Genomic DNA, 23,945 nt, shown 5'->3' on the forward strand with positions numbered 1-23,945 from the left:
TTTTGACGCTAGTGTGGAATTTATGAAACCGTGCTGAACAAAATATGAAAATCACTAAGATTTCCTTTTACTCATAAACGTTTGCGTCTCCGTGTCAGTTCCGCAAAATCCATGGTTGCGGCGAAAGCGCAAGAGAGGAAAAGGGTCCGATTGACGAAAGACGGCGCAAAACCTAACGCTATGCCGGCCATAAGCCCCTGAGGAGACTGCGATGATCGAATTTGCCGCTGCAAGCGGGCCGCGCCTGATGCTCGATGAAACGTCGGTGCTGGATATCGGCGGATGCATCGTCGAAGGCGTCGACATCGCGCCGAAGCGCGCCATTCCCGACGACGGCGATCCCCGAATCGATCATTCGCTCGAAGGCTTCCTGTTCACCTGCGGGCCGGACCATATCCGCCACCGGCAGCCGATCGCCGGTAGCGCCGAGGGCAAGGTCTATCCGCTGCACGGATCGGCCTCCGGCCATGCAGCCAACGTGCTGTGGACGAAGTTCGAGGACGGCAATGCCGAATGCCGCGCCGATATCGACATCACCACGGTCGAGGGTCTGCCGCAGCGCATCGAGCGGCTGTGGCGGATCGACGGGGCGACCGGCGAGGTCCGGCTCGATGACAGGGTCGTCAATACCAGCGACCGGACGGTGCCGACCTTCCTGATGTATCACATGAACACCGGCGGCAAATGGCTGGACGAGGGCACGCGGATCGAAGGCCGGATGCTGGAGAATGGCGGTTTTCCCTGGACATTCGGCGAGGAGCCGGGCGGCATTTTCTGCGTGCCGGCGCCGGCGACGGAGCAGGGCTTTGCTGAAGTTCGCCTCGGGCCCATCGTCGCGATCGGGGGCAGGACGCTCCGCGTTCGCTTCCTCGCCGACACGCTGCCTTATCTGCAGGTCTGGCGGAACCAGAAGGCGCCGGCCCATATCATCGGCATCGAGCCGGTCTCGCATCGTTGGGTGTTGCGCGACGAGCTTCAGGCTGCCGGTGAGTTCAACATGCTGGCGCCCGGCGAGAGCCGCAGCTATAGGCTGAGCTTTGCCTTCCTCTGAGCGAAGTGTTGTTGACGCTTGCCAAGCTGCGTCGTAGACCTTCAGCCCACCATTTTTGAGGAGACAGAACGATGGATATTCGCCAGATCGACGATGAATATTCGGTTTCGGGTCAGATCACGCCCGAGGACCTCGACGAGATCAAGGCGCAGGGGTTCAAATCGATCGTCTGCCACCGCCCCGACCATGAAAGCCCGGATCAGACGTCGTTCTCCGTTATCGAGGCACGCGCCAAGGAACTCGGTCTGGAGATCACCCATGTGCCTGTCGGGCCGATGGGCGTGACCGAGGAAGCCGTGCAGGGCATGGTCGATGCGCTCGATGAATTCCCCCGGCCGATGCTCGGCTATTGCCGCTCCGGCGCCCGCTCGACGGCAATCTACCAGAAGACCCACCATATCCGCAGCTAGGCCCCGGTTCCGGCTGCCGATTTTCCGGCGCTGCACCGCAGCGCCGCCACCTTCCCATTCACTCAGGAGACTATGATGAGCATTAAGCGTATCGACGTCGGCGCACGCATGAGCGGCGCCGTCATTCACGGCAACACGGTTTATCTCGCAGGCCAGGTCGGCGAGGGCGAAAGCGTCACCGATCAGTGCAAGTCCTCGCTTGCCGAAGTCGACCGCCTGCTGGCTGCATCCGGCAGCAGCAAGTCGAAGATCCTGCAGACGATCGTCTATCTCTCCGACATTGCCTATTTTGCCGAGATGAACGCCGCCTGGGAAGCCTGGATCGATCCCGCCAATCCGCCGGCCCGCGCCACCAGCGAAGCCAAGCTCGCAGCGCCGAAATACAAGGTCGAGTTCATCGTCACGGCCGCGATCGACTGATCGTCGCCGCAGCACTGCATCTAAGCCGGTAAGTGCGTGGGCTCACGGACTTACCGGCTTTTTGTTTGCGCGATTTCCGAGAGCGTGCGTGTCGGCGTGATCGCCTCGGGATCGAGTTTGACTTCGATGATTGCCGGCTTGCCGCTTGCGCGCGCCCGCTCGAAGGCGGGAGCGAATTCTTCCGTGCTCTCCACTGTCTCGCCATGGCCGCCATAGGCGCGGGCAAGGGCTGCGAAGTCGGGATTGGTCAGATCGGTGCTGCTGACGCGGCCGGGATATTCGCGCTCCTGATGCATGCGGATCGTGCCGTAGATGCCGTTGTTGACGACGACTGATATGATCGGCAGGCCGTAGCGGATGGCGGTGGCGAACTCCTGGCCGTGCATCAGGAAACAGCCGTCGCCGGCAAAGCAGATGACCTCGCGCTCTGGAAAAAGCCGCTTGGCGGCGACGGCGGCGGGCAGGCCGTAACCCATCGAGCCTGAGGTGGGGGCGGCCTGGGTATTGAAGCGGCGGAAACGATGGAAGCGGTGCAGCCAGGTGGCGTAATTGCCGGCGCCGTTGGTGAAGATCGTCTCAGGCCCGGTATTGGCTTCCAGCCACTCCATGATCGGCCCCATATGGACGGCGCCCGGACCTGTCGCCGGCGGTTTCGACCAAGTGAGATAGGACTGGTGCATGCGCTGCGTGCGCTCCGCCCAATGCGGCTCGGCCGGCGCTTCCAGGTCGGCAAGTGCAGCCACGAAGTCGGCAGGTGCGGCGCAGATGGCGAGATCCGGGCGATAGATGCGCCCGAGTTCGGACGCGTCGGGATAGACGTGAACCAGCGATTGCTGGGGGTAGGGGATATCGATCAGCGTATAGGACGAAGACGGCATTTCCGACATGCGGGCGCCGAGCAGGATCAGCAGGTCGCTCTCCTTGATCTCCTTTGCCAGCGCCGGATTGATGCCGATGCCGACATCGCCGGCATAGGAGGGATGGAGATGATCGAACAGCATCTGCCGGCGGAAGGAGCAGCCGACCGGCAGTTGGAAACGCTCGGCGAAAATTGCAAAATCGGCGACGGCATCGGCATCCCAGCGCGTGCCGCCGAGGATCACCATCGGCCGCTCGGCTTTTAGCAGTCTTAGATAGAGATCGTCGATCTGGCGGCGGCCGGGATGCGCCTCGACGCCCACGTAACGCTTGGCGCGGGGCGCTTCGACTTCGTCGCGCAGCATATCTTCCGGCAGCGTCAGCACTACGGGGCCGGGGCGGCCGGAGGTCGCGATCGCAAAGGCACGGGTGACGAATTCGGGAATGCGAGCGGCATCGTCGATCTCGCCCACCCATTTGGCGAATTCGGTGAAAGCGCGGCGGAACTCGACCTCCTGAAAGGCTTCGCGCTCGCGTGCTTCACGCTGCACCTGGCCGATGAAGAGGATCATCGGAATCGAATCCTGCTTGGCGATATGCAGGCCGGCAGAGGCGTTGGTGGCGCCGGGGCCGCGGGTGACCATGCAGATGCCGGGTTCGCCGGTCAGCCGGCCCCAGCAATCCGCCATCATCGCCGCGCCGCCCTCCTGGCGGCAGACGAGCACGTCGATATCGCTGTCGCGCAGCGCATCGAGGACGGCGAGGAAACTCTCGCCGGGCACGCAGGACAGACGCTTGACGCCGTTCGCCTTCAGCGCCTCGACGATCAGTTCCCCGCCGGTCTTCTTCATGACGATGCCTTCCTCTCGCGCTCGGCGAGTTCCGCCAGAATTTCTTCGGTGTGTTCGCCGAGACGTGGGCTCGGCCTGCTATAGTGCAATGGCGTCTCCGACAGCACCACCGGCGTCCTGACCCCGGGGATGATGGTGCCGGCGGCATCGGCAAGATCAATGCGCAGGCCGCGGGCTTCTACCTGCGGATCGGCGAACATCTCCTCGATCGTATTGATCGGGCCGGCAGGGACCCCGTTCTCCTCGCAGGCCTTCAACAGATCGGCCTTCTGCCATTTCAGCGTCTCGGTGGAAACGAGACGGCGTAGTTCGCCGCGATTGGCGACGCGGGCCTTGTTGGTGGCGAAACGCTCGTCGTCGGCGGTTGTCTCCAGGCCGAGGATGGCGCAGAGGCGGCGAAACTGGCCATCGTTGCCGACCGCGAGGATAAGATAACCGTCCGCCGCCGGCACGACCTCATAGGGCGAGATATTCGGATGGGCATTGCCGAGACGGGTGGGTGCGGCGCCGGAGACGAGATAATTCATGTTCTGATTGGCGAGCACGGCCGATTGCACGTCGAGTAGGGCCATGTCGACGAGCTGGCCTTCGCCTGATTTGAGTGCGTGGATCAGGGCGGCCTCGATCGCCGAGACGGCATAGATGCCGGTGAAGATATCGGCGATGGCGACGCCGGCCTTCATTGGCTGGCCGTCCGGCTCGCCGGTGATCGACATGAAGCCCGACATGCCCTGGACGATGTAATCATAGCCGGCGAGGCCGGCATAGGGGCCGGTTTGGCCGAAGCCGGTGATCGAGCAATAGACGAGCTTCGGGTTGACCTTGCGCAGGCTGTCGTAATCGAGGCCGTATTTGACGAGGCCGCCGCGCTTGAAATTCTCGATCACCACATCGGCTGACGCAACCAGGCGGCGGACGAGATCCTGGCCTTCGGGGCTCCTCAGATCGGCGGTGACGGAGCGCTTGCCGCGATTGGCGGCGTGGTAATAGGCGGCCGAGAGATTTTCGCCATCCGCGCCTTCGATGAAGGGCGGCCCCCATTGCCGGGTATCGTCGCCGCCGTCGGGGTTTTCGACCTTGATGACATCGGCGCCGAGATCGGCAAGCATCTGTCCCGCCCAAGGGCCGGCCAGCACGCGGGCCAGCTCGATCACCCGGATGCCGGCAAGCGGCGGCTTTTTCGTGGTCTGCGTCATATTCCCTCGTCGGTCCTTACGGCGCCAGCGTCGCCTCAGATGTATCGGATACGGGCTTTGAAGCAAAGCGGCGCTCGCGCCAGAGGATGTACAAGCCCGATGCCATGATGATGGCGATGCCGAGCCATTTGACCGCATTCGGAAAGTCGCCGAAAACCAGCCAGGCGAAGATCGTCGCCGAGACGATTTCGAAATATTGCAGCGGCGCCAGCGTCGAGGCCGGTGCGGCGCGATAGGCATAGACGCCGAAGATGCCCGCAATTGCGGCCATGGCGCCGACGCCAGCGACGTAGAACCAGGCGCTGCCTTCGGGCATGACGGGATCGAAGAGATCGGAGCCGCTTCCATCGCCGATAAAAAGCAGGATGGCGCAGAAGAGCAGGCCCCAGATGCCCATCTGGAGCTGCATCGCCCAGGGATCTTCCCGGTGCGAGAGGACGCGGGTCATCAGCACGAAGATCGCGATGCAAAGCGCGCTGAGCACGGGCAGGAGGGCGATATAGCCGACCTCCTGGAAACTCGGCTGGATGATCAGCATCGCCCCCAAGAAACCGACGCCGCATGCGGTATAGCGCCGCCAGCCGATCGTCTCCTTCAGGAAAATGCCGCCGAGGATCGTCACCATGATCGGCTCGACGAAGAAGATCGCAATGGCGTCGGCAACCGCCATGTATTTCAGCGTGGTGACGAAAGAGATCATCGAGACGGTGATGATTAACCCGCGGATGGCATGGAACAGGCTCTGGCGCCAGGAGAAATCGGCAAAGCTGCGCCGCCATATGACGATAGGCAGCATGCACAGCGCCTGCACGACGAAGCGACCGGCAGTGACCTCGGCGGAGGGGATGGTGACGACGGCAAGCTTGGCGAAAATATCGATGAGCGGCGAGAACATCACCGAAAGAAACATCAGCGCGAGCCCCATCGTTACCTCGGAGGTTGAGGAAACGGGGCGGGCGGAGGTGCTGCTCATGACGGAATCTCTCTGGTTCAGGAAATTGCGACGGCCTCGTCGCACCAGTCCGCGAAGGCGGCGGTTGCAGCATCCGCGCCGATCTCGTTCAGCGTTTCGTGCCGCATGTCCTGATATATCTCGGTGCTGATACGAGAGAAGCCGCAGGCTTTCAAATGGTTTGACAGCCAGAGCACGGCTTTTCCGCGCTCCGTCGCCGGGTCTTCTCCGCCGCCGACGAGATGGATTGGCAGGTCGCGCGGCAGCCGATCCAGATGGAGCTTCTGCGGGGCGCGAAACGTCAGCTCGAAGAGATCGAGCCAGAGTGAAACAGAAGCGTCGAAGCCGCAGAGCGGATCGGCGATATATTTGTCGACTTCACCGGGAAGGCGCGACAGCCAGTCGAACTCGGTGCGGCGGCCCGCAATGGATTTCCCCCAGGCTGCGAAGGTGAGCTTCGGCAACAGGCCGCTCGGCACGTCGGCACCCTTCAGCATGCGTTCGGCAAGCAGGATCGCCTGGGCGGCCCGGCCGGCAAGGCCGACAGCGAAATTCGAATTCCAGACGGCGACGGCGTCGAAATCGGCCGGCGCCGTGACGGCAGCATTGAGGGCGATCAGGCCCCCCATCGAATGGCCGAAGAGGATTACCGGCAGGCCGGGATGGCGCATGGCCGCGTAAGCGCGCATGGCACGGACGTCGCCGATCACCCTGTCGACGCCGCCTCGCCGGGCGAAGCGGCCGATCGGGGCGTCGGGCGCCGTTGTCTCGCCGTGGCCGCGATGATCATGGGCATAGACATGATAGCCGCGCGCCGCCATCGCCTCGGCGAAAACGCGATAGCGTTTCGAATGTTCGGCGAGACCGTGCGATATCAACAGGATGCCGCGTACCGGGCCGGTGGCCTCGGCATGGTGATAGGCGAGCGACGCCCCCGTCGAAGCGAGCCGTTGCGTTTCAGAAAACATCTGGGTCCTCCTTGCGGCAACAGACCAGATCACCGCCCAAAAGCAACATCGGTTCCGGGTTTATCCGATAACAAATTGCGTTGCTGCTGCGATTCAGGGTTGCGGGCTGTCGATCTTCGTGCTTATTTGTTCCCGTATTGTTCTTTTTGGGGGTTGAAATGAGCAGCATGCAGTTGCGTACCTTGACGTTCGCCGTATCGATGGTTCTCGCAGGCGCCGCCGCGTCGCAGGAGGCTGGCGGGCGCACCCGTTTTATACTTTCGGCGAGCTGGCAGCCCGCTTTTTGCCAGACGAACCAGAAGAAGGCCGAATGTGCGAGCCAGACCGGTGAGCGCGCCGATGCGACGAATTTTTCGCTGCACGGGCTTTGGCCGATGCGGCAGAATTATTGCGACGTCAGTGCCGAGCAGAAGGCTGCCGACAAGGACGGCAAGTGGGACACATTGCCGGCGGTCACCCTGTCGGCCGAGACGCAAGCCGCGCTGGCAAAGGCGATGCCCGGCACGCAATCCGGCCTGGAACGGCATGAATGGGTAAAGCACGGCACCTGCACGAAAATGAGCGCCGACGATTATTTCGGCGTCGGCGTGCATCTCGTCGGTGCGCTCAACACCTCGTCCGTGCGCGATCTCTTCGCCGCCAATATCGGCAAGCCGGTCAAGGCCGAGGCGATCAAGGCGGCTTTCGACAAGAGCTTCGGGCCGGGTGCCGGCGACCGCGTCAAGATGAGCTGCCGGCGCGCCGGCAATGTCAAGATGATCAGCGGGTTGACCATCGGGCTTTCGGAAGCCGCCGGGTCGGCGTCGGCGAAGAGCTCCGGGCTTGGCGATCTGATCCAGGGCGCGGGAAAAACGACGTTCGGATGCGACGAGGGCGTCGTCGACGCTGCGGGCTTCTGACCGGAATTCCTGCGTAAACCGGGTTTCGGCGTTGCCCGCAGGCGCTGTTTCGCCTACATAGCGGCACAATCGAAGTTTCCCGCCCGGAGCAGCGCAGTATGGCACGTCAGTTCATCTATCATATGTCCGGCCTCAACAAGGCCTATGGCAACAAGAAGATCCTGGAGAACATCCACCTTTCCTTCTACCCGGATGCCAAGATCGGTATTCTCGGGCCAAACGGCGCCGGTAAATCCACTGTGCTGCGCATCATCGCCGGCCAGGACAAGGAATATACCGGCGAAGCCTGGCTCGCCGAAGGGGCGACGGTCGGCTACCTCGAGCAGGAGCCGCACATCGATCCCAACAAGACGGTGTTCGAGAACGTGATGGAAGGCGTTGCCTCGAAGACGGCCGTGCTCGAGCGCTACAATGAACTGATGATGAACTATTCCGACGAGACGGCGGAAGAGGGAGCCAAGCTTCAGGACATTATCGACAGCCAGAACCTCTGGGATCTGGAAAGCCAGGTCGAGATGGCGATGGAAGCCTTGCGCTGCCCACCGCGCGACGCCGATGTCGCCAGCCTGTCCGGCGGCGAGCGCCGCCGTATCGCGCTCTGCCGGCTGCTGCTTTCGCAGCCGGACCTGCTGCTGCTCGACGAACCGACCAACCACCTGGACGCCGAGACGATCGCCTGGCTCGAAAAGCATCTGCGCGACTATCCGGGCGCCGTGATGATGATCACCCACGATCGTTACTTCCTGGACAACGTCACCGGCTGGATCCTCGAACTCGACCGCGGCCGCGGCATTCCCTACGAAGGCAATTACTCGGCCTACCTGCTCGCCAAGGCCAAGCGCATGCAGCAGGAAAACCGGGAAGAGGCCGGCCGCCAGAAGGCGATCAGCCGCGAACAGGAATGGATCGCCTCCAGCCCGAAGGCCCGTCAGGCCAAGTCCAAGGCGCGTATCAAGTCCTATGAACAATTGGTGGAAGCGGCCGAAAAGCAGCGTCCCGGCGACGCTCAGATCATTATCCCGGTCAGCGAGCGCCTCGGCCAGGTGGTCATCGAAATGGAAGGCATCACCAAGGGCTTCGAGGGCCGCACGCTGATCAACGACCTGTCGATCAAGCTGCCGCCGGGCGGCATCGTCGGCATCATCGGCCCGAACGGCGCTGGCAAGACGACGCTGTTCCGCATGATCACCGGTCAGGAAAAGCCGGACGCGGGATCGATCCGCATCGGTGAGACCGTCCATCTCGGTTATGTCGACCAGAGCCGCGATGCGCTTGACGGCAGCAAGACCGTCTGGGAGGAAATCTCGGGCGGCGCCGAAGTCATCAAGCTCGGCAAGTTCGATATGAACTCCAGAGCCTATTGCGGCGCCTTCAACTTCAAGGGCGGCGATCAGCAGCAGAAGGTCGGCAATCTCTCGGGCGGCCAGCGCAACCGCGTTCACCTTGCCAAGATGCTCAAGGCCGGCGGCAACGTGCTGCTGCTCGACGAACCGACCAACGACCTCGATACGGAAACTCTCGGTGCACTGGAAAGCGCGCTTGAGGCGTTTGCCGGATGCGCCATCATCATCAGCCACGATCGCATGTTCCTCGACCGCCTGGCGACGCACATCCTGGCTTTCGAAGGCGAAGGCCATGTCGAATGGTTCGAAGGCAACTTCGAGGATTATGAGCAGGATAAGGTGCGCCGTCTCGGTCCCGATGCCCTCAATCCGGGCAGCCAGGCCCATAAGCGCCTGACGCGCTGATCGCAGCCATTTTTGCAGTCGAGAAGCCCCGGTTCCTACCGGGGCTTTTTCACGTCTGGCCTGTCGCAATTTGAGCAGGCAATTTCGCTGAAGTGCGAATTGCCGCTTGTCACCATCGTTCAAATCACATAAAGATATCTTTATATCTTGATTGGATCAAAGATGAGCGAACCCTTGAAGCTTGGACTGGATGCGCTGGTGGACGTCATGAAGGCGGCCGGCGAGCCCACGCGCCTGCGTCTTCTGGCGCTTCTTGACGGCGGCGACCTGACGGTGACCGATCTTACCGAAATTCTTGGCCAATCCCAGCCCCGCATCTCCCGCCATCTGAAGCTGCTCGGCGAGGCCGAACTGATCGAACGCTACCAGGAAGGCGCCTGGGCCTATTTCCGCCTCAAGCAGGAGGGCAAGGCGGCCATGCTGGTGCGGGCATTGCTGAAGCATGTCTCCGAGAACGACCCGACCGTGCTTCGCGACGGCGAACGGCTGTCGCAGGTCAAGCGCCAGCGCGCCGAGCGAGCGCAGGCCTATTTCAGCCGCAACGCCGCGGAGTGGGATGAGCTTCGCCGCCTGCATGCCGCCGATGAAGAGGTCGACGCCGCCGTCATCCGGCTGCTCGGCAGCCAGCCGATCGATTCGCTGCTCGATCTCGGCACCGGCACCGGCCGCATCCTCGAACTGCTGTCGGGGCTCTACCGCCGGGCGATCGGCGTCGATGCCAGCCGCGACATGCTGAGCGTGGCGCGCGCCAATCTCGACAAGTCCCGCATCACCAAGGCCACCGTACGCCACGCCGATATCCTGAACCTGCCGTTCGAGGGTCAGGATTTCGACCTGGTGACGATCCATCAGGTGCTGCATTTCTTCGACCAGCCGGAGATTGCGATCGCGGAAGCGGCGCGCATGCTCCGGCCGGGCGGCCGGCTGGTGGTCATCGACCTTGCGCCGCACGCGCTCGAATATCTTCGCGACGAGCATGCGCATGTCCGTCTCGGTTTTTCGCACCAGGCGATATCCGACTGGCTGCACCGGGCCGGGCTCGACGTTGAGCAGGTCGTCGACCTTCATCCGGGTCAGCAAAGCGGGCAGGGGTTGACGGTCACCGTCTGGCTCGCGCGCGATCCGAGGCGCCTGATGGCTTCGCAGACGAGCGAGGGCGCCGAACCTACATTTGCCGGGAGAGTATGACATGGCTTTGAATAACGAGGCACGCGGCCGCAACATCGGGATCTCCTTCGAATTCTTCCCGCCGAAATCGGAGGAGATGGAAGGTCAGCTCTGGGATACGGTCAGCAAGCTGCAGGACTGGGACCCGGATTTCGTCTCGGTGACCTATGGCGCCGGCGGCACCACCAAGGCGCCGACGCTGACTGCCGTCACACGTTTCCTGTCGCAGACGCCGCTCGCCACCGCTTCGCACCTGACCTGCGTCGGCGCGACGAAGGAAGAGACGCACCAGATGATCGAGACGTTCCGCAAAGTCGGCGTCACACATTTCGTAGCGCTGCGCGGCGATGCGCCCGGCGGCGCCGGCGCGCCCTACCAGCCGCATCCCGGCGGTTATGCCAATGCGGCCGAGCTGGTGGCCGGCCTCAAGGCGGTCGGTGATTTCGAGATTTCGGTTTCCGCCTATCCGGAAAAGCACCCGGAAAGCCGTGACACGGCCGCCGATATCGACATGCTGAAGCGCAAGGCCGACAATGGCGCCGACCGGGCGCTGACACAGTTCTTCTTCGACAACGACAATTTCGAGCGCTACCTGGAGAAAGTGCGCGCTGCCGGGGTCTCGATCCCCGTTGTGCCCGGTATCATGCCGATCCAGAACCTGACGCAGCTGAAGCGTTTCGCCGGCGCCTGCGGCATGATCATCCCGGCCTTTCTCGATGAACGCTTCGCCGGCTTCGACGACAAGCCCGAGGAGCGGGCGAAGGTCGCAGCCGATGTCGCCGCCGAACAGATCGAGGATCTCGTCCGGCGCGGCATCCATGAGTTCCATCTCTACACGATGAACCGCGCGCCGCTGGTTTCCGCCGTGCTCGACAATCTCGGCTTTTCCCGCCGGGCGGCAAAAAGCGCGGGCGCGGCGGCCTGATCCTTCTAAAGCGCGTCGCGATCTTTCAGATTGCTCCTTGCGCTTTAGCTCTTTGTTTTTACGCAGTCGTTGCCGCAAAACCGCTGCGCACTTTTGCGCGACATGCTTTACACGGTTCAAAAAGGTGAAAAAGCGCATGTCGGGCGGGACATGCGCTTTTTCATTGGCGGATTGATCAGGGGAGTTCAGGTACTACCAGTCATTCCGCTTTCACCGGCCAGCTCAGATGAAGAGCATGGACAAGACGAAAGCAAACGCTGCACTGACCAACAGAACATTCAAGGATTGCGTGAGTCCCATGTCTGTCTCCTCGCGTTAACCGGCCGATAATATGTCGGAAATATGTCGATTGGGAAGCGGATTCTATGCTGCGCTGCCGAAGGGCGCGGTGGAAAAATCGAAGAACATCTCGGCAAGCCGTTGAAACTAATCGATTATATTCGATAAATTTTTGTTCACAGATTTTAACGTGCCGTTAAATCCGGCGATTACCAGTTTACCTATGCGCCGAAAACATGGCGAGCGGCCAACCGGTTGAAAACACGTGGAATTCACAACCGATATCAGGTGGTCTTCGCTAGCAGGCGATAGGCGCGGCCGTCGAGAATGACGAGGCCGAAACCGATCAGCGCCATGCCGGCAAATTCACCTGACGTGAGCCTTTCACCAAGGAAAAGCACGCCGAGAAGGATGGCGCTCGGCGGCACCAGCAGAGTGACGAGCGAGGCGTTGGTGGCGCCGGCTGCCGCCATGATCCGGAAATAGAGGATATAGCCGAACGCCGTCGAGAGCAGCGCCAGCGCCAGGATGGCAAGCAGCGCATCCAGCGGCGGCGCGGCCAGGGTCCAAGGGCGATCGGCGAGCAGCGACAGCGGCAGCGCGATCAGCGAAGAGGCGGTCAACTGGCCGGTAGCGGTGACCGGGGCCGGAACATTCCTGAAACGTTTGCCGTAGGTGGCGGCGAAACCATAAGAGATGGCGGCAAGCACGGGGAGCAGCAGCGCCCAGAGCGGCGCCTCGCCGCCGGCCGAGATGCCAGGACCGATCAGCACGATCGTTCCGGCGAGACCGACGAGGCAGCCGGCGATTTTTGCCGATGACAGCTTCTCGTCGGCGGTGAAGTAATTGGCAATGAGCACTGTCCAGATCGGTGTCGTTGCGTTCAGGATCGCCGCAAGGCCGGCGCCGATGCGGGTCTGGCCAAAGAAGATCAGCGCATGCGGCAGGGCATTGTTGATGAGCCCGAGGATCAGGAATTCGCGCCAGCGGGCCTTGAGGATCGAATAGACGTCGAAACGGCCGGCGATATAGACATGTAGCGCCAGCGCTGCAACCAGCAGCCTGAGAAAGACCAGGGTCAGCGGCGGCACATGCTGGACTGCGATGCGGGCAAAGAAGAAGGAGGCGCCCCAGATCAGGCCGAGCAGGACCAGCAGGCTCCAGGTCCACGCATTCATTCTGCTATCCACGCCGGTTCCTCCACCGCAAGCCGCTCGTTTACCGAAAACCGGGAGCGGTTTCCAGGACTGATGCTTAGGCCATACGGCGGACTGCGCCACCCGTTTCTTGCGAAATAGGGGGCGGTGAGGTGTCGGCGGCGATTAGAGAGCGTTGAGGAGGGCAGGCGTTGCCCAGCCGTCGGCCGGCATGCCGAGGCGCTGCTGCTCCTTCTGGATCGCGACACGCGTGCCGGAGCCGAGGATGCCATCGATCTCGCCGACATCATGACCGAGCGACTGCAGCTTGGTCTGCAGCGTCTTCATCTGGTCGTTGGCGAGCCCCTGTTCCGGCACGCCCTTGAGATAGGTCGGAGCGCCGGAAAGCCGGGTCCCGAAATAGGCGGCCGAGGTCGTGTAGATGAACGACTTGTTCCATTCGAGATAGATCTTGAAATTCGGGTAGGCGATGAAGGCCGGTCCCATGCGGCCCTGCGGCAGCACCAGGTCGCCTTCCAGGTTGCCGAAGGCGGTGTTGCCGTCGCGCGGCTTGACGCCGAGCGCGAACCATTCGCCTGCCGTCATCGTGCCGCCGAGGCCGGATTTCTCCCAGGGCAGATTGTCGGGCAGGGTGACTTCCTGCAGCCAGGGCTGGCCACGCTCGAAGCCGAGATGCTGGATGAATTTCGCCGCCGTCAGGATGGCGTCCGGGCCGCTCTGCTTCAGGCGGACATGGCCGTCGCCGTCGCCGTCCATGCCATAGGCGATGATGTCGCGCGGCAGCATCTGCACCTGGCCGATCTCGCCAGCCCAGGCGCCGGTATTGGTTGCGGGGTCGAGGTCGCCGTGCTGGACCATCTCGATGAGGGCGATCAGTTGCGGGCGGAAGAGCTCCGGGCGGCGGCAGTCATGCGACAGTGTCACCAGGGCGTTGCGGGTGTTGAAATCGCCTTGGACGGCGCCGAAATCGGTTTCCATCGCCCAGAAGGCGGTAATGACGCCTGCGGGAACGCCGAATTCCTGCTCGGCACGGGCAAAGACGTCGGCATATTGCTTCATCTTCTGGCGGCCGATGTCGAGGCGGGCTTGGCTGACGGTGCGCTGGGAGAATTCGAGGAAGGTCTGCTTGAAGACGCCCTGGGCTCGATCGCGGCTCAGAACCTTGGGGTCGATCTCGGCGCCGGCAAGGGCTGTGTCGGCGGCTGCCGCACTGGCGCCGGCGGCAATTGCATCCTTCTTGACGCCTTCAAGGAAGGCGGACAGATCGCCGCCACAGGGCGCGGCCGGGGCCGCGTCCGGCGCTTGCTGGGCGGCTGCGCCGCTGGCAAGCGCGAGGGCAAACAGGAGGGCGAGTGCAGAGCGGCTTGCGAGCGAGCGGTGCATGGATGCGGTCCTTATATCAAACAGATTGCCGTCGCTTTCACAGAGGAATGTGACAGAAGCAAGAAACATCATAAGACGTTACTAAGAATTTCTATCCTTGGAAACGGCCGCAACCCAATTGTTCCAGTTCTTTGCGCTGCCGGCAAAGACATTGATATCGGTGGGACCGCTGATGCCGGGAATGACGCCGGTCGAGGTATATTGCCAGAAGGCCCAGCGGCGGTCGGAATAGGTCACTTCGGGGTGTTTTGCCACCGAACGCACCCAGAAATGATAATCCTGGAAGTAACCGGCGAGGTTGTCGCGGTGGAAATCGACTGAGGTGTAGATGATCGGGCGCTTGCCGTAATAGGCCTCCAGCCGGTCCATGAAACGCTGCATTTCGGCGCGCACCGTTTCCGGGTCGGGACGGTAGCGGCAGGTCTTCGATTCGGCGTTCCATTCGACGTCGAGCACCGGCGGCAGGCGCATCGCCTCCTTCGGCACGTTGCGGATGAACCAGTCGGCCTGCTGATCGGCTGAAGAGCAGAAATAGTAGAAATGGTAGGGCGCATGCGGGATGCCGGCGGCTCGGGCCTCGCGCCAGTATTCGTCGAAGCGCGGATCAACCCGGTCCTTGCCTTCGGTCGCCTTGATGAAAGCGAAGCCGACGCCGGAATTTTTCACCGTCGCCCAGTCGATATCGCCCTGCCATTTGGAGATATCGATGCCGTGGACCTGGTTCTGCTGCGGATGCTTCGGGCCGAAATCCTGCGGATCGGTGTCCTTGAAGCGCGTCTTCGGCTTAATCGATGCTGTTTCGAGATAGTCGTGGCCAGAAGAGGAGCAGCTTGCCAGAAGAATGGCCAGAGGCAGAACGCAAAACAAAAGCCGGCGCATGGGCATCCCGTCGTGAACCGAATGATCTCTTTGCCCCACAGCCTGACCTTCGAAAAAGACGAGTCGGCAGAGGATAACCCTCTTTTCACCATATCAACGTAAAAAATCGGTTAGTTTCAAGCGAATTATGAGCGCTTGCTGATAATGGCCGCCCGCCAGGCATAACCGCCGCCGACGGTATCGAACAACAATCTCGCGTTGTTTTCATGGGCTTGCGCTTCCAGGACCTCGCGCAGATCGGAGCGCGGGGTGACGTGGAATTTTGCGAGCCATGACTGCAGCATGCGGCGGAACCAGCCGGGCAGGCCTTCCTGCTGGCCGAAATCGACGATGTGCAACTGACCGCCGGGGTTGAGTGCGGCAATCGACGCATCGACGGCGCGCTCCCAGTCCGGGATCATCGACAGGGCATAGGAGATCACGATGCGGTCGAAGCCGCTGACGCCGAAGTCGCGCGGCGTGAAGGCGGTGGCGTCGGCGACGCGGAATTCCGGGATCGTCGCCCTGGTGGCGAAGGTCTTGCGTGCCGAAAACAACATTTCCTGAGAAATGTCGAGGCCGAACAGCTTGGCCGTCGGGAAATGCCGATGGGCGAAGGCCATGTTACGGCCGGTGCCGCAGCCGACTTCAAGCAGGGTGCCGCCCTCGGGCACGTCGAGATTGCGGATCGTGCTGTCGCGGCCGAGAAGGTAATATTTGCGCGTCAGATCGTAGATATGGCGCTGGTAGCGGTACATGCCATCCATCAGGCTGGCATGTTCGCCGCTCTTTCCTGCCGTCTCGGTGCTGACCTTGCTCACGCCTTCTTCCCGTAAATGTGGAAGCCGCCGTAGATCGCCGAACGATCGAGCGCCGTCAGTTCGCGCGACTTCTCCTCGAAGTAATCCCACTGGTCGCGGATCGAGGGTGACAGGCGGCCTTCGATGATGCTCTTCTCGGCGGCAGTGCGGAAGATCACGCGGGCGCCTTCACGCGCCGTGCGGGTGATTTCCCGCCAGACGTCGTCCAGCTGCTCCTCCGTCATCCAGTCCTGCGCGTCGAGCAGGATGTAGCGGTCGCGCGAGGCGGCCGGCTCGCGGGCCAGAAGCTCGGTGAAGCTTGCATGGTGGACGTTGACGCGGTCGACATTGGCGCGGATCACTTCATAGTGCTCGGGCTTCAGATAGGTCGGCAGCGGGCCTTCCTCTTGGGTGCCGTAGCGGCGGCCGAAGGCCTGCCAGGCGAAATAATTGTCGCGCATCGGGAAATGACAGGCGAGCTTTTCCAGGCGGTGCTTCAGCACCGGTGCGATCGAATGATCGGCGGCGAGGCTTGCGAGCTCGTCATATTGCTGCGGCGGGATGCCGAGGCCGAAGAGCGAGCTCTTGCGGCCGGTGATCCAGCGCACCACCGGCTTTTCGAACAGCGGCGCGATCTGTTCTTCGAAGAACTGGCGCTGCTCGCGGATCGAGCGGGTCTTGGTCATCTCGCGCAGCTTGACGCCATGCAGGCGGGCAAGAAGATGGGCCGCGCCGATGAAGCGGCCGAGCAGGCCGGTCTCGTAGATGTTGCGGTCGAAGACAGTGACACGGCGGCGGCCGAACTTGCGGCCGTTCCAATAGCTGCGGGTCGCCTCGTCAAGCTTGACGGCGAGATGCCGGTCGTAGGCGCGGCTATTCGACTTCTCGTTCGGCATGGCCAGGAAACGGACGAGATCGGCATGATCCGGCAGGTGCTTGAAGGCGGCAAGTTTCAGGCGGTTCAGCGCGATATGGTGCGGGTTGAGATCGACGACGTCGATCGAGGCCGGCGCCTTGGAGAGATAGGCGAGCATGTTGCAGCCGCCGGAGCCGATGGTGACGATGCGATGGTTGGGCTTCAGCTCCATCGCCTGCATGTCGAGATCCGGATCCTCCCAGATCTGCGGATAAACGAGGCCGGAGAAGAGGAGGCCGAAGAGACGCTCGGAAAAACCTTCCTTCGAAAAAGCCTTGTGGCGGAGAAGGGCGTCCTTGAGTTTCCGGTTCTTGCGGAAGCCGGCATCCGGTGCAAATTCTGACATGAGTCTGTCACCTTTTTAGCGTTCAGGGCGTGTAGCGCGCCACTGCTACAGTTTGATGACGTGGGCTGTGGGCACCGTTCTGCGGAGAGATCGCCCTCTTGGTAAAGTGATCGCAGTGACGGCCCTTCTTCGCTGTGGCCTCTTTCCGGCGTGTGCGATTCCTGCTTCTCTCCCGGCATGGAGGAATGCCATGCGATTTGTTCTGCGTATCCTGAAGGCGCTTGCTCTCCTTATCGTGCTGGTCGTCATCGGCGCCGGCGGCTGGCTCTTCGTGCAGCCGCCGGAACTGCTGCGTGTCGGCGACGGCTATGCCGCCAAGATCGTTTGTTCCAATGTCTTCATCGCCGGCCGGGAGGCCGAGGAGGTGCTTGAGGATGATGTCCAGGCGCCCGGAAATCCGCTGCTGCGGCTGGTGCGCGTCAGCGTCGACCGCGACAACGACCGTGTGACGGCGCGCTTCATGGGGCTGTTTGCGCCGAGTTATGCGCTCTATCGCGGCGCTTTCGGCTGCATGAGCGTGCCGGACGGCAATTTCGAGGCGGCGGCGAATGCGGTGCCTTTCGATACTCCGGCCAGGGTGGAGGCGAACGAGGCGTTGTGGCCGCAGGGCGAGGGCATCGGGGACCCGCCGGAGGGGAAGATTGCCGCGCTGCTTGCCGATGAGAGCGTGGCCGGCCCGGCAATGCGGGCGATTGTCGTGGTGCTTAACGGCCGCATCGTCGCCGAAGCCTATGGCCCCGGCTTTTCGGCGAAGACGCCGCTGATCGGCTGGTCGATGACGAAGACGGTGAATGCTGCGATTGTCGGCCGACTGATGCTCGACGGTAAGATCTCCTTCGACGACGACAATCTGTTGGCGCAGTGGAAGAATGACGGGCGTGCCAGGATCAAGGTCTCCGATCTGCTCGGCATGGAGAGCGGCCTTGCCTTCAACGAGGATTATGGTGATGTCGCCGATGTGACGCGCATGCTCTATCTCGATCCCGACATGGTATCGCTGCCGGCCAACGCACCGATGGAGGCGGAGCCGGGCAAACGCTTCCGCTATTCGAGCGGCACGGCGGTGCTCTTGTCACGCATCTGGATGGACAGGGTCGGCAATGCACAGGCAGCCTTTTCCTATCCCGACGACGCGCTGTTTTCACCGCTCGGCATGACGAGCGCCGTCTTCGAACTCGATGCGCGCGGCACGTTTGCCGGAAGTTCCTATCTCTATGCGACGGCGCATGACTGGGCGCGTTTCGGGCAGTTCCTGCTGCAAGACGGTGTCTGGAACGGCCAGCGGCTGCTCCCGGAAGGTTTCGTCGGCGCCATGCGCACGCCGACGGCAGCGTCGAACGGCCGCTATACGCAGGGCCAAGCTTGGCTTGCGCCCGGCGGCCCGAGTGCAAAATTCGGGCTGCCCGAGGATACGTTCTGGCTGACGGGGCATGACGGGCAGAGCATGGCGATCGTACCGTCCGCCGATCTGGTTGTCATCAGGCTCGGCCTGACGCCGAGCTGGCTCGGCTATCAGCCGCAGACGCTTCTCAAGGCTGTTCTGGCGGCCTTGCCGCAAACGGGCGCGCCGCAACAGCAGGCCGGCTCGCAACAGCGCGCGCAGCCGCAGCCATAGGCGGCTTCCGTCGTTTCAGTCGTTTATTGTTTAATAGTTGCCCTGGGCGATGTCGGTCATGCCCTTGCGCTTGGCGTCGTAATAATAGCCGCGCGCATAGAGACGCACGGCATCGTCTTCCTTGCTGTCGGAGACGAGCCAGGCGCCGCGCAGATATTTCGCGGCATATTTGATGTTGGTCTCGGCATCGAAGAGACCGCCCGGGGCGCCGTCATAGCCCATGGACTTGGCAGTGTTGTACTTGATCTGCATCAGGCCGAAATAGCCGCGCTTGTTGTAGGCCTTCGGATTGTAGCGGCTCTCGCGATGGACGATGCGATGGAGCAGCGTCTCGGGAATTTCGTAGAGCTTCGAATATTTCTGAATGAGTTTGGTGACGAAGCTCTTTTCGACCGTCGGCGCATCGTCCTTGTCGTCGTCGCTGAACATCGGCGGCGCCGTCGGCGGATCGATCGGCCCGGATTCGTCGAAGCCGTAATCCATGCTGGCACGCGGGGTGGTGTCGACTGCGGCAAGGGCTGCAAGCGCGCCGTTCTGCGGTGTCGCGGCAAAGGCAAGCTGCGTCGTCGGCTGTGCTGGGGCTCCCGGACGCGGCGTCGGCACCACGGATTGGATCGCCGTCATCTCGGGCGTCAGCGGGATCCGCGCGTAGGCTGCCGGCTGGATGCCTGGCTGCGTGGCGAGATCGCCAGGCTGAGAGGCTGTCACGGTCGGCATCGCCGTTGCGGTCAAGGAGGGGGATGTCTGGGGAATGACGGCACCGGCAACCTGACCGGCTGCGCCTTCGGCTGTCGGGATCGCGGCGAGTGTGGCGTCTTCGCCGGGTTTCGGCATCGGCACCACGGTCTGAGCGGCTGTCAGTTCGGCCTGAGAGGTGTATTCGACGCTGGCGCATCCGGTCATCACGCCACAGCAGAGTATCGTCGAAACGACAAGACTGCGTTTTAGGCCGGACAATCCGATCGCTACCATTCCGCCACTTTCGTGAAATCGCGCCGCCCCGGCAGCGTTATAAAAGTTACTAAAAAGCTTAAATCCGACGACCCCATTAACCTATTCGTGGCATTCCGGCAACCACGGAATATTTCTAGGCTGCAATACGGCGATACCCGGCGGTTACGGCGCCTGCAGCGATCAGTAGGGTCCCGCCCGTACGGTTTACAGCCCGCTGGACGCTCGCCTTGCGAATCAGTCCGCGCGCGGTATTGGCAAGAAACGCATAAGCGGAAGCGTTGAGGATCGCCAGAACGAGGAAGGTCGCTTCCATGATTGCCATCTGGCCGAGGAAGGGCAGGGCCGGATTGAGGAACTGCGGCACGAAGGCGACGAAGAAGATAATGCTCTTCGGATTAAGGGCGGTGACGACATAGGCGTGGAGGAAGATCTTGAGCGATTTCTCTTCCGGCAGATTGTCGTTGTCGGCAACCGGTTCGCCGATGACAGGAGCCCGCCAGAGCTTGATTCCCAGCCAGATCAAGTAGGCGCCGCCAATCCACTTCAAGACGGTGAAGAGGGTGGCGGAGGCGGCGAGGACGGCGCCGAGACCGAAGAGAGACGCCGTCATCGCGGTGAAGTCACCGAGCGCCACGCCGCTCACCGTCGCAAACGCAGTCCTGCGTCCATGACCGAGCGCATAGGAAACGACGAGCAGTATCGTCGGTCCCGGTATGGCCAGCATGATGGCGGATGCGGCCGCAAAAGCCAGCCAAGCTTCAAGTGACATGGTGTCTCCTCCTATTCCTCAGGAACAAGCAAAGACATCATATTAACCATCCGTCAATCACGCTTCTTTGTATTTCTGGCCTATATTGTCCATGACTTCGGCAAACCATGCCGTCGACAGGTCAAAAGCCTTGCCGCCCTTGATGCGCGGGAATTCTATAGTGCGCAATTTACCATTCTGCGCTTCATCGTGGCCGGTGACGCCGGAGACTTTGTTGAGCGCGCTTTCGACGGCGAGATCGACCATGCTCTGGATCAGCCTGAGGTCGTCGCTGTTGGCAGGCGCCGAGCGGGCGAAATAGCCCGATTTTTGCACGAGCGAGCGTTCGGCGTTCAACAGGCTGGCGAACTGCTTCTGGAACCAGGCGCCGACATTGATCGTGTCGATCTTCACGTGGCCGAAGGCGTCGCGCTTGACGGTCTCGCCGGCGGCTTCGCGCTCCGCGACGATGGCATCGAGGCAGGCGCCTTCAGAGACGAAGACCGTGGCGTGGCCGTTGCGGTCCATGCTTTCCTTCAGGCGGGCGGCCTCGGCATCGAGGTCGAAGGCCATTTCAGGCAGGTAGACGGCGTCGATGCTTTTCAGATGCGCGTCCATCATCAGGCCGTCGACATATTGGTTGCGGCTGGTGAGCTGGAGATAGGCGCGGGCGGTTGCGGCGGTCAGCCAGCCGCAATGGCGGCCCATGACCTCATGGATGACGAGGGTGCGGGGAGCGGCCGTCTGCTCGTTGCCGACATTATCGAAGAAATGCGCGCCGACTTCGGCGGCCGTCCAGGCGCCGAGCGACTGGCGGATCGGCACGACGTCGTTGTCGACGGTCTTCGGCAGACCGACGACGGTCAGGTTGTAGCCGTTGGCGGCCAGATAGGCGGCAAGGTCGGCAGCGGTGGTGTTGGTGTCGTCGCCGCCGATCGTGTGGAGAATGGTGATGCCGTCATCGGCGAGGCGTTCGGCGGCAACCCGCAGCGGGTTGTCGCCTTCCTTGACCAGGCCGCGCTTGACGCAGTCGGCGGCATTGGTGAGCTTGACGCGGCTGTTGCCGATCGGCGAGCCGCCATAACGATGCAGCAGCGGCGCCTTTTCGCGCATCTCGCGGGTGATCTCGATGCTGTCGCCGAGCAATACGCCCTGGTAGCCGGACCTGTAGGCGACGAGATCGAGGTCGGGGGCGATGTCGCTGTATCGTTCGATGAGTCCGCCGACGGCGGAGGAAAGACAGGGCGCCAGGCCTCCGGCGGTCAGCATTGCGACTTTCTGCTTGGCCATGATCCCTCCTATGGCGTTTCCGTGCGGCGGCGTCAGCTACAGGCGTCGCCTCGAATTCGATTCAAGCGACGCGCCTTAGCGCATTGTTTTCATGGATGTCGTTATCCCGGACCCGCTGCACACTTCCGGGCGACATGCATGAGCGCATGGATGCGGCAGGGAAGGGAGCCTGTAAAGTAAAGAATTTACGAAAAAGCGCCTTTCTGCCGCGTTGCGATCGGAAGAGCTGATATAATCGTTTCAAGCCGGTTCTGGCTGCCGAGAACTCTTGTGGAAATTGCTGGCGCAGTGCGCCGCAAAGCGGAGGTGCCGAGCGCAGGAGGAACCTTTGCTGCGGTGCGACAATTACCAAATCGTGAAAACTGTGTTCGGCCCTACGACCAATAGTCGCCTTGCAAAGGCTACGATTCTTTGGTCAAGCTATCTGCATATAAGTTGACAAGCGTGCGAGAGATTTCGATGTCCTTCTGGGAAAAACTGTTGAATGCCATTGGCAATACCGCGGGCAATGCGCTGTCTGCGGTAGTCGAGGCTATCCGAACGGTTTTCGAAGGCGATCCTGAGACCCGGCGCAAGGTGGCCTTCTCCGTGGCGATCATCGCGCTGTCGGCCAAGATGGCCAAGGCCGACGGCATCGTCAGCGAGAAGGAGGTCGAAGCCTTCCGCGAAATCTTCGAGTTCCCACAGGACCAGGCAAAGAACGTCGCCAGGCTTTACAACCTCGCACGCCAGGACGTGGCCGGCTACGAAGCCTATGCCGAACGGCTCTCGACGCTCTGCGTTACCTGTGCGGCCAATTGCACCGTGCTCGAAGACGTGCTCGACGGTCTCTTCCATATCGCCAAGGCCGATGGGCTGATCCACGAGAAGGAACTGAATTTCCTCAGCCATATCGGCGAGATCTTCCAGATGAGCGAGACGCGCTTCGAGCAGATCGCCGCCCGTCACGTCTCCACAGGCGGCGATCCCTACAAGGTGCTCGGTGTGTTGCCCTCGGACGATTTCCCGACCATCCGCCGCCGCTATCATGGGCTCGTCAGCGAACACCATCCCGACCGGCTGATCTCGCGCGGCGTGCCGAAGGAGTTCCACGTCATCGCCAATGAGCGCATGGCCGCGCTGAACGCGGCCTATGCGGCGATCGAGAAGGAACGCCGCGCCGCATGACCTCTTTCGAGGCGGACTGCGGGAGCGCCCGCGTGCAGCCCTCGCCAAACCACGGCGAGCGCGCGGACGGGCGCTGTCCGGACATGATCCTGTTGCACTATACCGGCATGCCGACGGCTGTCGGCGCGCTCGACTGGCTCTGTCGCGCCGAGAGCCAGGTTTCCAGCCACTATTTCGTGCATGAGAACGGCGAGGTGGTGCAGCTCGTGCCGGAGGTGCGGCGTGCCTGGCACGCGGGAAAGAGCAGTTGGCACGGCGAGACGGATATCAATTCGCTGTCGATCGGCATCGAGATCGCCAATGCCGGCCATCCCGGCGGGCTTCCCGATTACCCTAAAGAGCAGATCGCCGCGGTGATCGAATTGTGTCGCGACTGTGTCAAACGTTGGTCGATCGCGCCGGAACGGGTCCTGGGGCACTCCGATGTCGCCCCGATCCGCAAGGTCGATCCAGGTGAAAAATTCCCCTGGGCCGAGCTCCACAGGGCGGGCATCGGGCACTGGGTCGAGCCGGCAACGATCACCGGCGGGCGCTTTTTCCACCAGGGTGATGCCGGCCAGCCTGTCGAAGCGCTGCAGTCGATGCTGTCCCTCTATGGTTACGGCACTGAAATTACGGGCCAATTTTCCGAAAAGACGGCGGGTGACGTGGAAGCTTTCCAGCGCCATTTCCGGCCTGAACGGGTGGATGGCATCGCCGATTTCTCGACGATCGACACGCTGCACCGGCTGCTGTCGGCGCTGCCGCGGTATTCCTGAGCGGAAGAGGCCGAGTTCCGGCCGATAATTCCGCGGCCGGCGAGAAAGCCGCCTCGCCACATCATTTCCCTATTATCTCCTCATTGCGATGGTTTAAGAACGCCCGCTGAACAGCGCTCACGGATTTTCCAAGTGTAACGATGAGCGCCAAATGAAACGATAAGAATTGCTGCGGAACGCGGTCAGTCCTTGATCGCGTATATCCGGATGACGGCGAGGCGCGCAGTCC

22 protein-coding genes are annotated in these 23,945 nt (G+C 62.1%); 10 read left to right on the forward strand and 12 right to left on the reverse strand.

All coding sequences use genetic code 11. The features are described 5' to 3' along the window. The first annotated feature begins 211 nt into the window (after positions 1-211). From ACS4RS_RS14520 to ACS4RS_RS14530, 3 genes are all read left to right on the forward strand, one after another. Positions 212-1,051: an aldose 1-epimerase family protein gene (locus ACS4RS_RS14520; protein WP_439010416.1), complete on the forward strand. Its 840-nt coding sequence runs from the start codon at positions 212-214 to the stop codon at positions 1,049-1,051. Between the two features lie 71 nt (positions 1,052-1,122). Beyond that, complete coding sequence (locus ACS4RS_RS14525) at positions 1,123-1,461, forward strand: TIGR01244 family sulfur transferase (protein ID WP_439010415.1); 339 nt, start codon at positions 1,123-1,125, stop codon at positions 1,459-1,461. A 75-nt stretch (positions 1,462-1,536) separates the two neighbouring features. Beyond that, a complete protein-coding gene (locus ACS4RS_RS14530; RefSeq protein ID WP_239791724.1) occupies positions 1,537-1,881 on the forward strand; it encodes a RidA family protein in 345 nt (114 codons plus the stop codon). A gap of 50 nt (positions 1,882-1,931) precedes the next feature. On the opposite strand, the gene ACS4RS_RS14535 is transcribed toward ACS4RS_RS14530, so the two are convergent. From ACS4RS_RS14535 to ACS4RS_RS14550, 4 genes are read right to left on the reverse strand one after another with little or no spacing between them, the layout of a single operon-like run. Next, positions 1,932-3,590 (reverse strand): thiamine pyrophosphate-binding protein, encoded by a 1,659-nt coding sequence (locus tag ACS4RS_RS14535; RefSeq protein WP_449313698.1) that lies wholly within the window; start codon positions 3,588-3,590, stop codon positions 1,932-1,934. After that, complete coding sequence (locus tag ACS4RS_RS14540) at positions 3,587-4,786, reverse strand: CoA transferase (RefSeq protein WP_439010413.1); 1,200 nt, start codon at positions 4,784-4,786, stop codon at positions 3,587-3,589. The genes ACS4RS_RS14535 and ACS4RS_RS14540 overlap by 4 nt, the downstream gene beginning before the upstream one ends. A gap of 16 nt (positions 4,787-4,802) precedes the next feature. After that, positions 4,803-5,759 (reverse strand): DMT family transporter, encoded by a 957-nt coding sequence (locus tag ACS4RS_RS14545; protein ID WP_449313699.1) that lies wholly within the window; start codon positions 5,757-5,759, stop codon positions 4,803-4,805. 17 nt (positions 5,760-5,776) lie between these two features. After that, positions 5,777-6,706, reverse strand: a complete 930-nt coding sequence (locus ACS4RS_RS14550; protein WP_439010412.1) for an alpha/beta fold hydrolase — start codon at positions 6,704-6,706, stop codon at positions 5,777-5,779. A gap of 158 nt (positions 6,707-6,864) precedes the next feature. Between ACS4RS_RS14550 and ACS4RS_RS14555 the strand changes: the two genes are divergently transcribed. The 4 genes from ACS4RS_RS14555 to metF all read left to right on the forward strand — a co-directional run bounded on the left by ACS4RS_RS14555 (position 6,865) and on the right by metF (position 11,445). Next, entirely contained in the window at positions 6,865-7,605 is a 741-nt protein-coding gene (locus tag ACS4RS_RS14555) for a ribonuclease T2 family protein (RefSeq protein WP_439010411.1), read from the forward strand. Positions 7,606-7,703: 98 nt separating this feature from the next. Then, positions 7,704-9,353 carry an energy-dependent translational throttle protein EttA gene (gene ettA, locus ACS4RS_RS14560; RefSeq protein ID WP_439010410.1) on the forward strand — a complete coding sequence of 550 codons (1,650 nt, stop codon included), beginning with the start codon at positions 7,704-7,706 and terminating at the stop codon, positions 9,351-9,353. Between the two features lie 162 nt (positions 9,354-9,515). Further along, on the forward strand, positions 9,516-10,541 hold the full coding sequence (locus ACS4RS_RS14565) for a metalloregulator ArsR/SmtB family transcription factor (protein WP_439010409.1): 1,026 nt from the start codon (positions 9,516-9,518) through the stop codon (positions 10,539-10,541). Position 10,542: 1 nt separating this feature from the next. Then, positions 10,543-11,445 carry a methylenetetrahydrofolate reductase [NAD(P)H] gene (gene metF, locus ACS4RS_RS14570; RefSeq protein ID WP_449313700.1) on the forward strand — a complete coding sequence of 301 codons (903 nt, stop codon included), beginning with the start codon at positions 10,543-10,545 and terminating at the stop codon, positions 11,443-11,445. 563 nt (positions 11,446-12,008) lie between these two features. Here the strand turns inward: metF and ACS4RS_RS14575 are convergent. The 5 genes from ACS4RS_RS14575 to ACS4RS_RS14595 form a co-directional block, all read right to left on the reverse strand. Next, the gene (locus tag ACS4RS_RS14575; RefSeq protein ID WP_439010407.1) at positions 12,009-12,914 is read right to left on the reverse strand and encodes an EamA family transporter; all 906 of its coding nucleotides are present in this window, start codon (positions 12,912-12,914) and stop codon (positions 12,009-12,011) included. A 132-nt stretch (positions 12,915-13,046) separates the two neighbouring features. Further along, positions 13,047-14,264: a lytic murein transglycosylase gene (locus ACS4RS_RS14580; protein WP_439010406.1), complete on the reverse strand. Its 1,218-nt coding sequence runs from the start codon at positions 14,262-14,264 to the stop codon at positions 13,047-13,049. 81 nt (positions 14,265-14,345) lie between these two features. Then, a complete protein-coding gene (locus ACS4RS_RS14585) occupies positions 14,346-15,143 on the reverse strand; it encodes a GH25 family lysozyme (RefSeq protein WP_439010405.1) in 798 nt (265 codons plus the stop codon). Positions 15,144-15,268: 125 nt separating this feature from the next. Next, positions 15,269-15,943 (reverse strand): methyltransferase domain-containing protein, encoded by a 675-nt coding sequence (locus tag ACS4RS_RS14590; RefSeq protein WP_439010404.1) that lies wholly within the window; start codon positions 15,941-15,943, stop codon positions 15,269-15,271. After that, complete coding sequence (locus ACS4RS_RS14595; protein ID WP_439010403.1) at positions 15,940-17,184, reverse strand: DUF3419 family protein; 1,245 nt, start codon at positions 17,182-17,184, stop codon at positions 15,940-15,942. The genes ACS4RS_RS14590 and ACS4RS_RS14595 overlap by 4 nt, the downstream gene beginning before the upstream one ends. Before the next feature lie 190 nt (positions 17,185-17,374). Between ACS4RS_RS14595 and ACS4RS_RS14600 the strand changes: the two genes are divergently transcribed. Beyond that, positions 17,375-18,799, forward strand: coding sequence for a serine hydrolase (locus ACS4RS_RS14600; protein ID WP_439010402.1), 1,425 nt, complete (start codon positions 17,375-17,377; stop codon positions 18,797-18,799). 30 nt (positions 18,800-18,829) lie between these two features. Here ACS4RS_RS14600 and ACS4RS_RS14605 read toward each other — a convergent pair whose 3' ends face one another. From ACS4RS_RS14605 to ACS4RS_RS14615, 3 genes are all read right to left on the reverse strand, one after another. Next, positions 18,830-19,771 carry a transglycosylase SLT domain-containing protein gene (locus ACS4RS_RS14605; RefSeq protein ID WP_449313701.1) on the reverse strand — a complete coding sequence of 314 codons (942 nt, stop codon included), beginning with the start codon at positions 19,769-19,771 and terminating at the stop codon, positions 18,830-18,832. Positions 19,772-19,886: 115 nt separating this feature from the next. Beyond that, positions 19,887-20,522: a LysE family transporter gene (locus ACS4RS_RS14610; protein ID WP_439010400.1), complete on the reverse strand. Its 636-nt coding sequence runs from the start codon at positions 20,520-20,522 to the stop codon at positions 19,887-19,889. A gap of 57 nt (positions 20,523-20,579) precedes the next feature. Next, complete coding sequence (locus ACS4RS_RS14615) at positions 20,580-21,791, reverse strand: pyrophosphate--fructose-6-phosphate 1-phosphotransferase (protein ID WP_439010399.1); 1,212 nt, start codon at positions 21,789-21,791, stop codon at positions 20,580-20,582. 459 nt (positions 21,792-22,250) lie between these two features. Here ACS4RS_RS14615 and ACS4RS_RS14620 point away from each other — a divergent pair, with 459 nt between their 5' ends. After that, positions 22,251-22,958, forward strand: coding sequence for a J domain-containing protein (locus ACS4RS_RS14620; RefSeq protein ID WP_003593343.1), 708 nt, complete (start codon positions 22,251-22,253; stop codon positions 22,956-22,958). Further along, on the forward strand, positions 22,955-23,716 hold the full coding sequence (locus ACS4RS_RS14625; protein ID WP_439010398.1) for an N-acetylmuramoyl-L-alanine amidase: 762 nt from the start codon (positions 22,955-22,957) through the stop codon (positions 23,714-23,716). The genes ACS4RS_RS14620 and ACS4RS_RS14625 overlap by 4 nt, the downstream gene beginning before the upstream one ends. Positions 23,717-23,945 lie beyond the last annotated feature (229 nt).

The sequence above is a fragment of the Rhizobium sp. F40D2 genome, assembly GCF_051810745.2.
Taxonomy (GTDB): domain Bacteria; phylum Pseudomonadota; class Alphaproteobacteria; order Rhizobiales; family Rhizobiaceae; genus Rhizobium.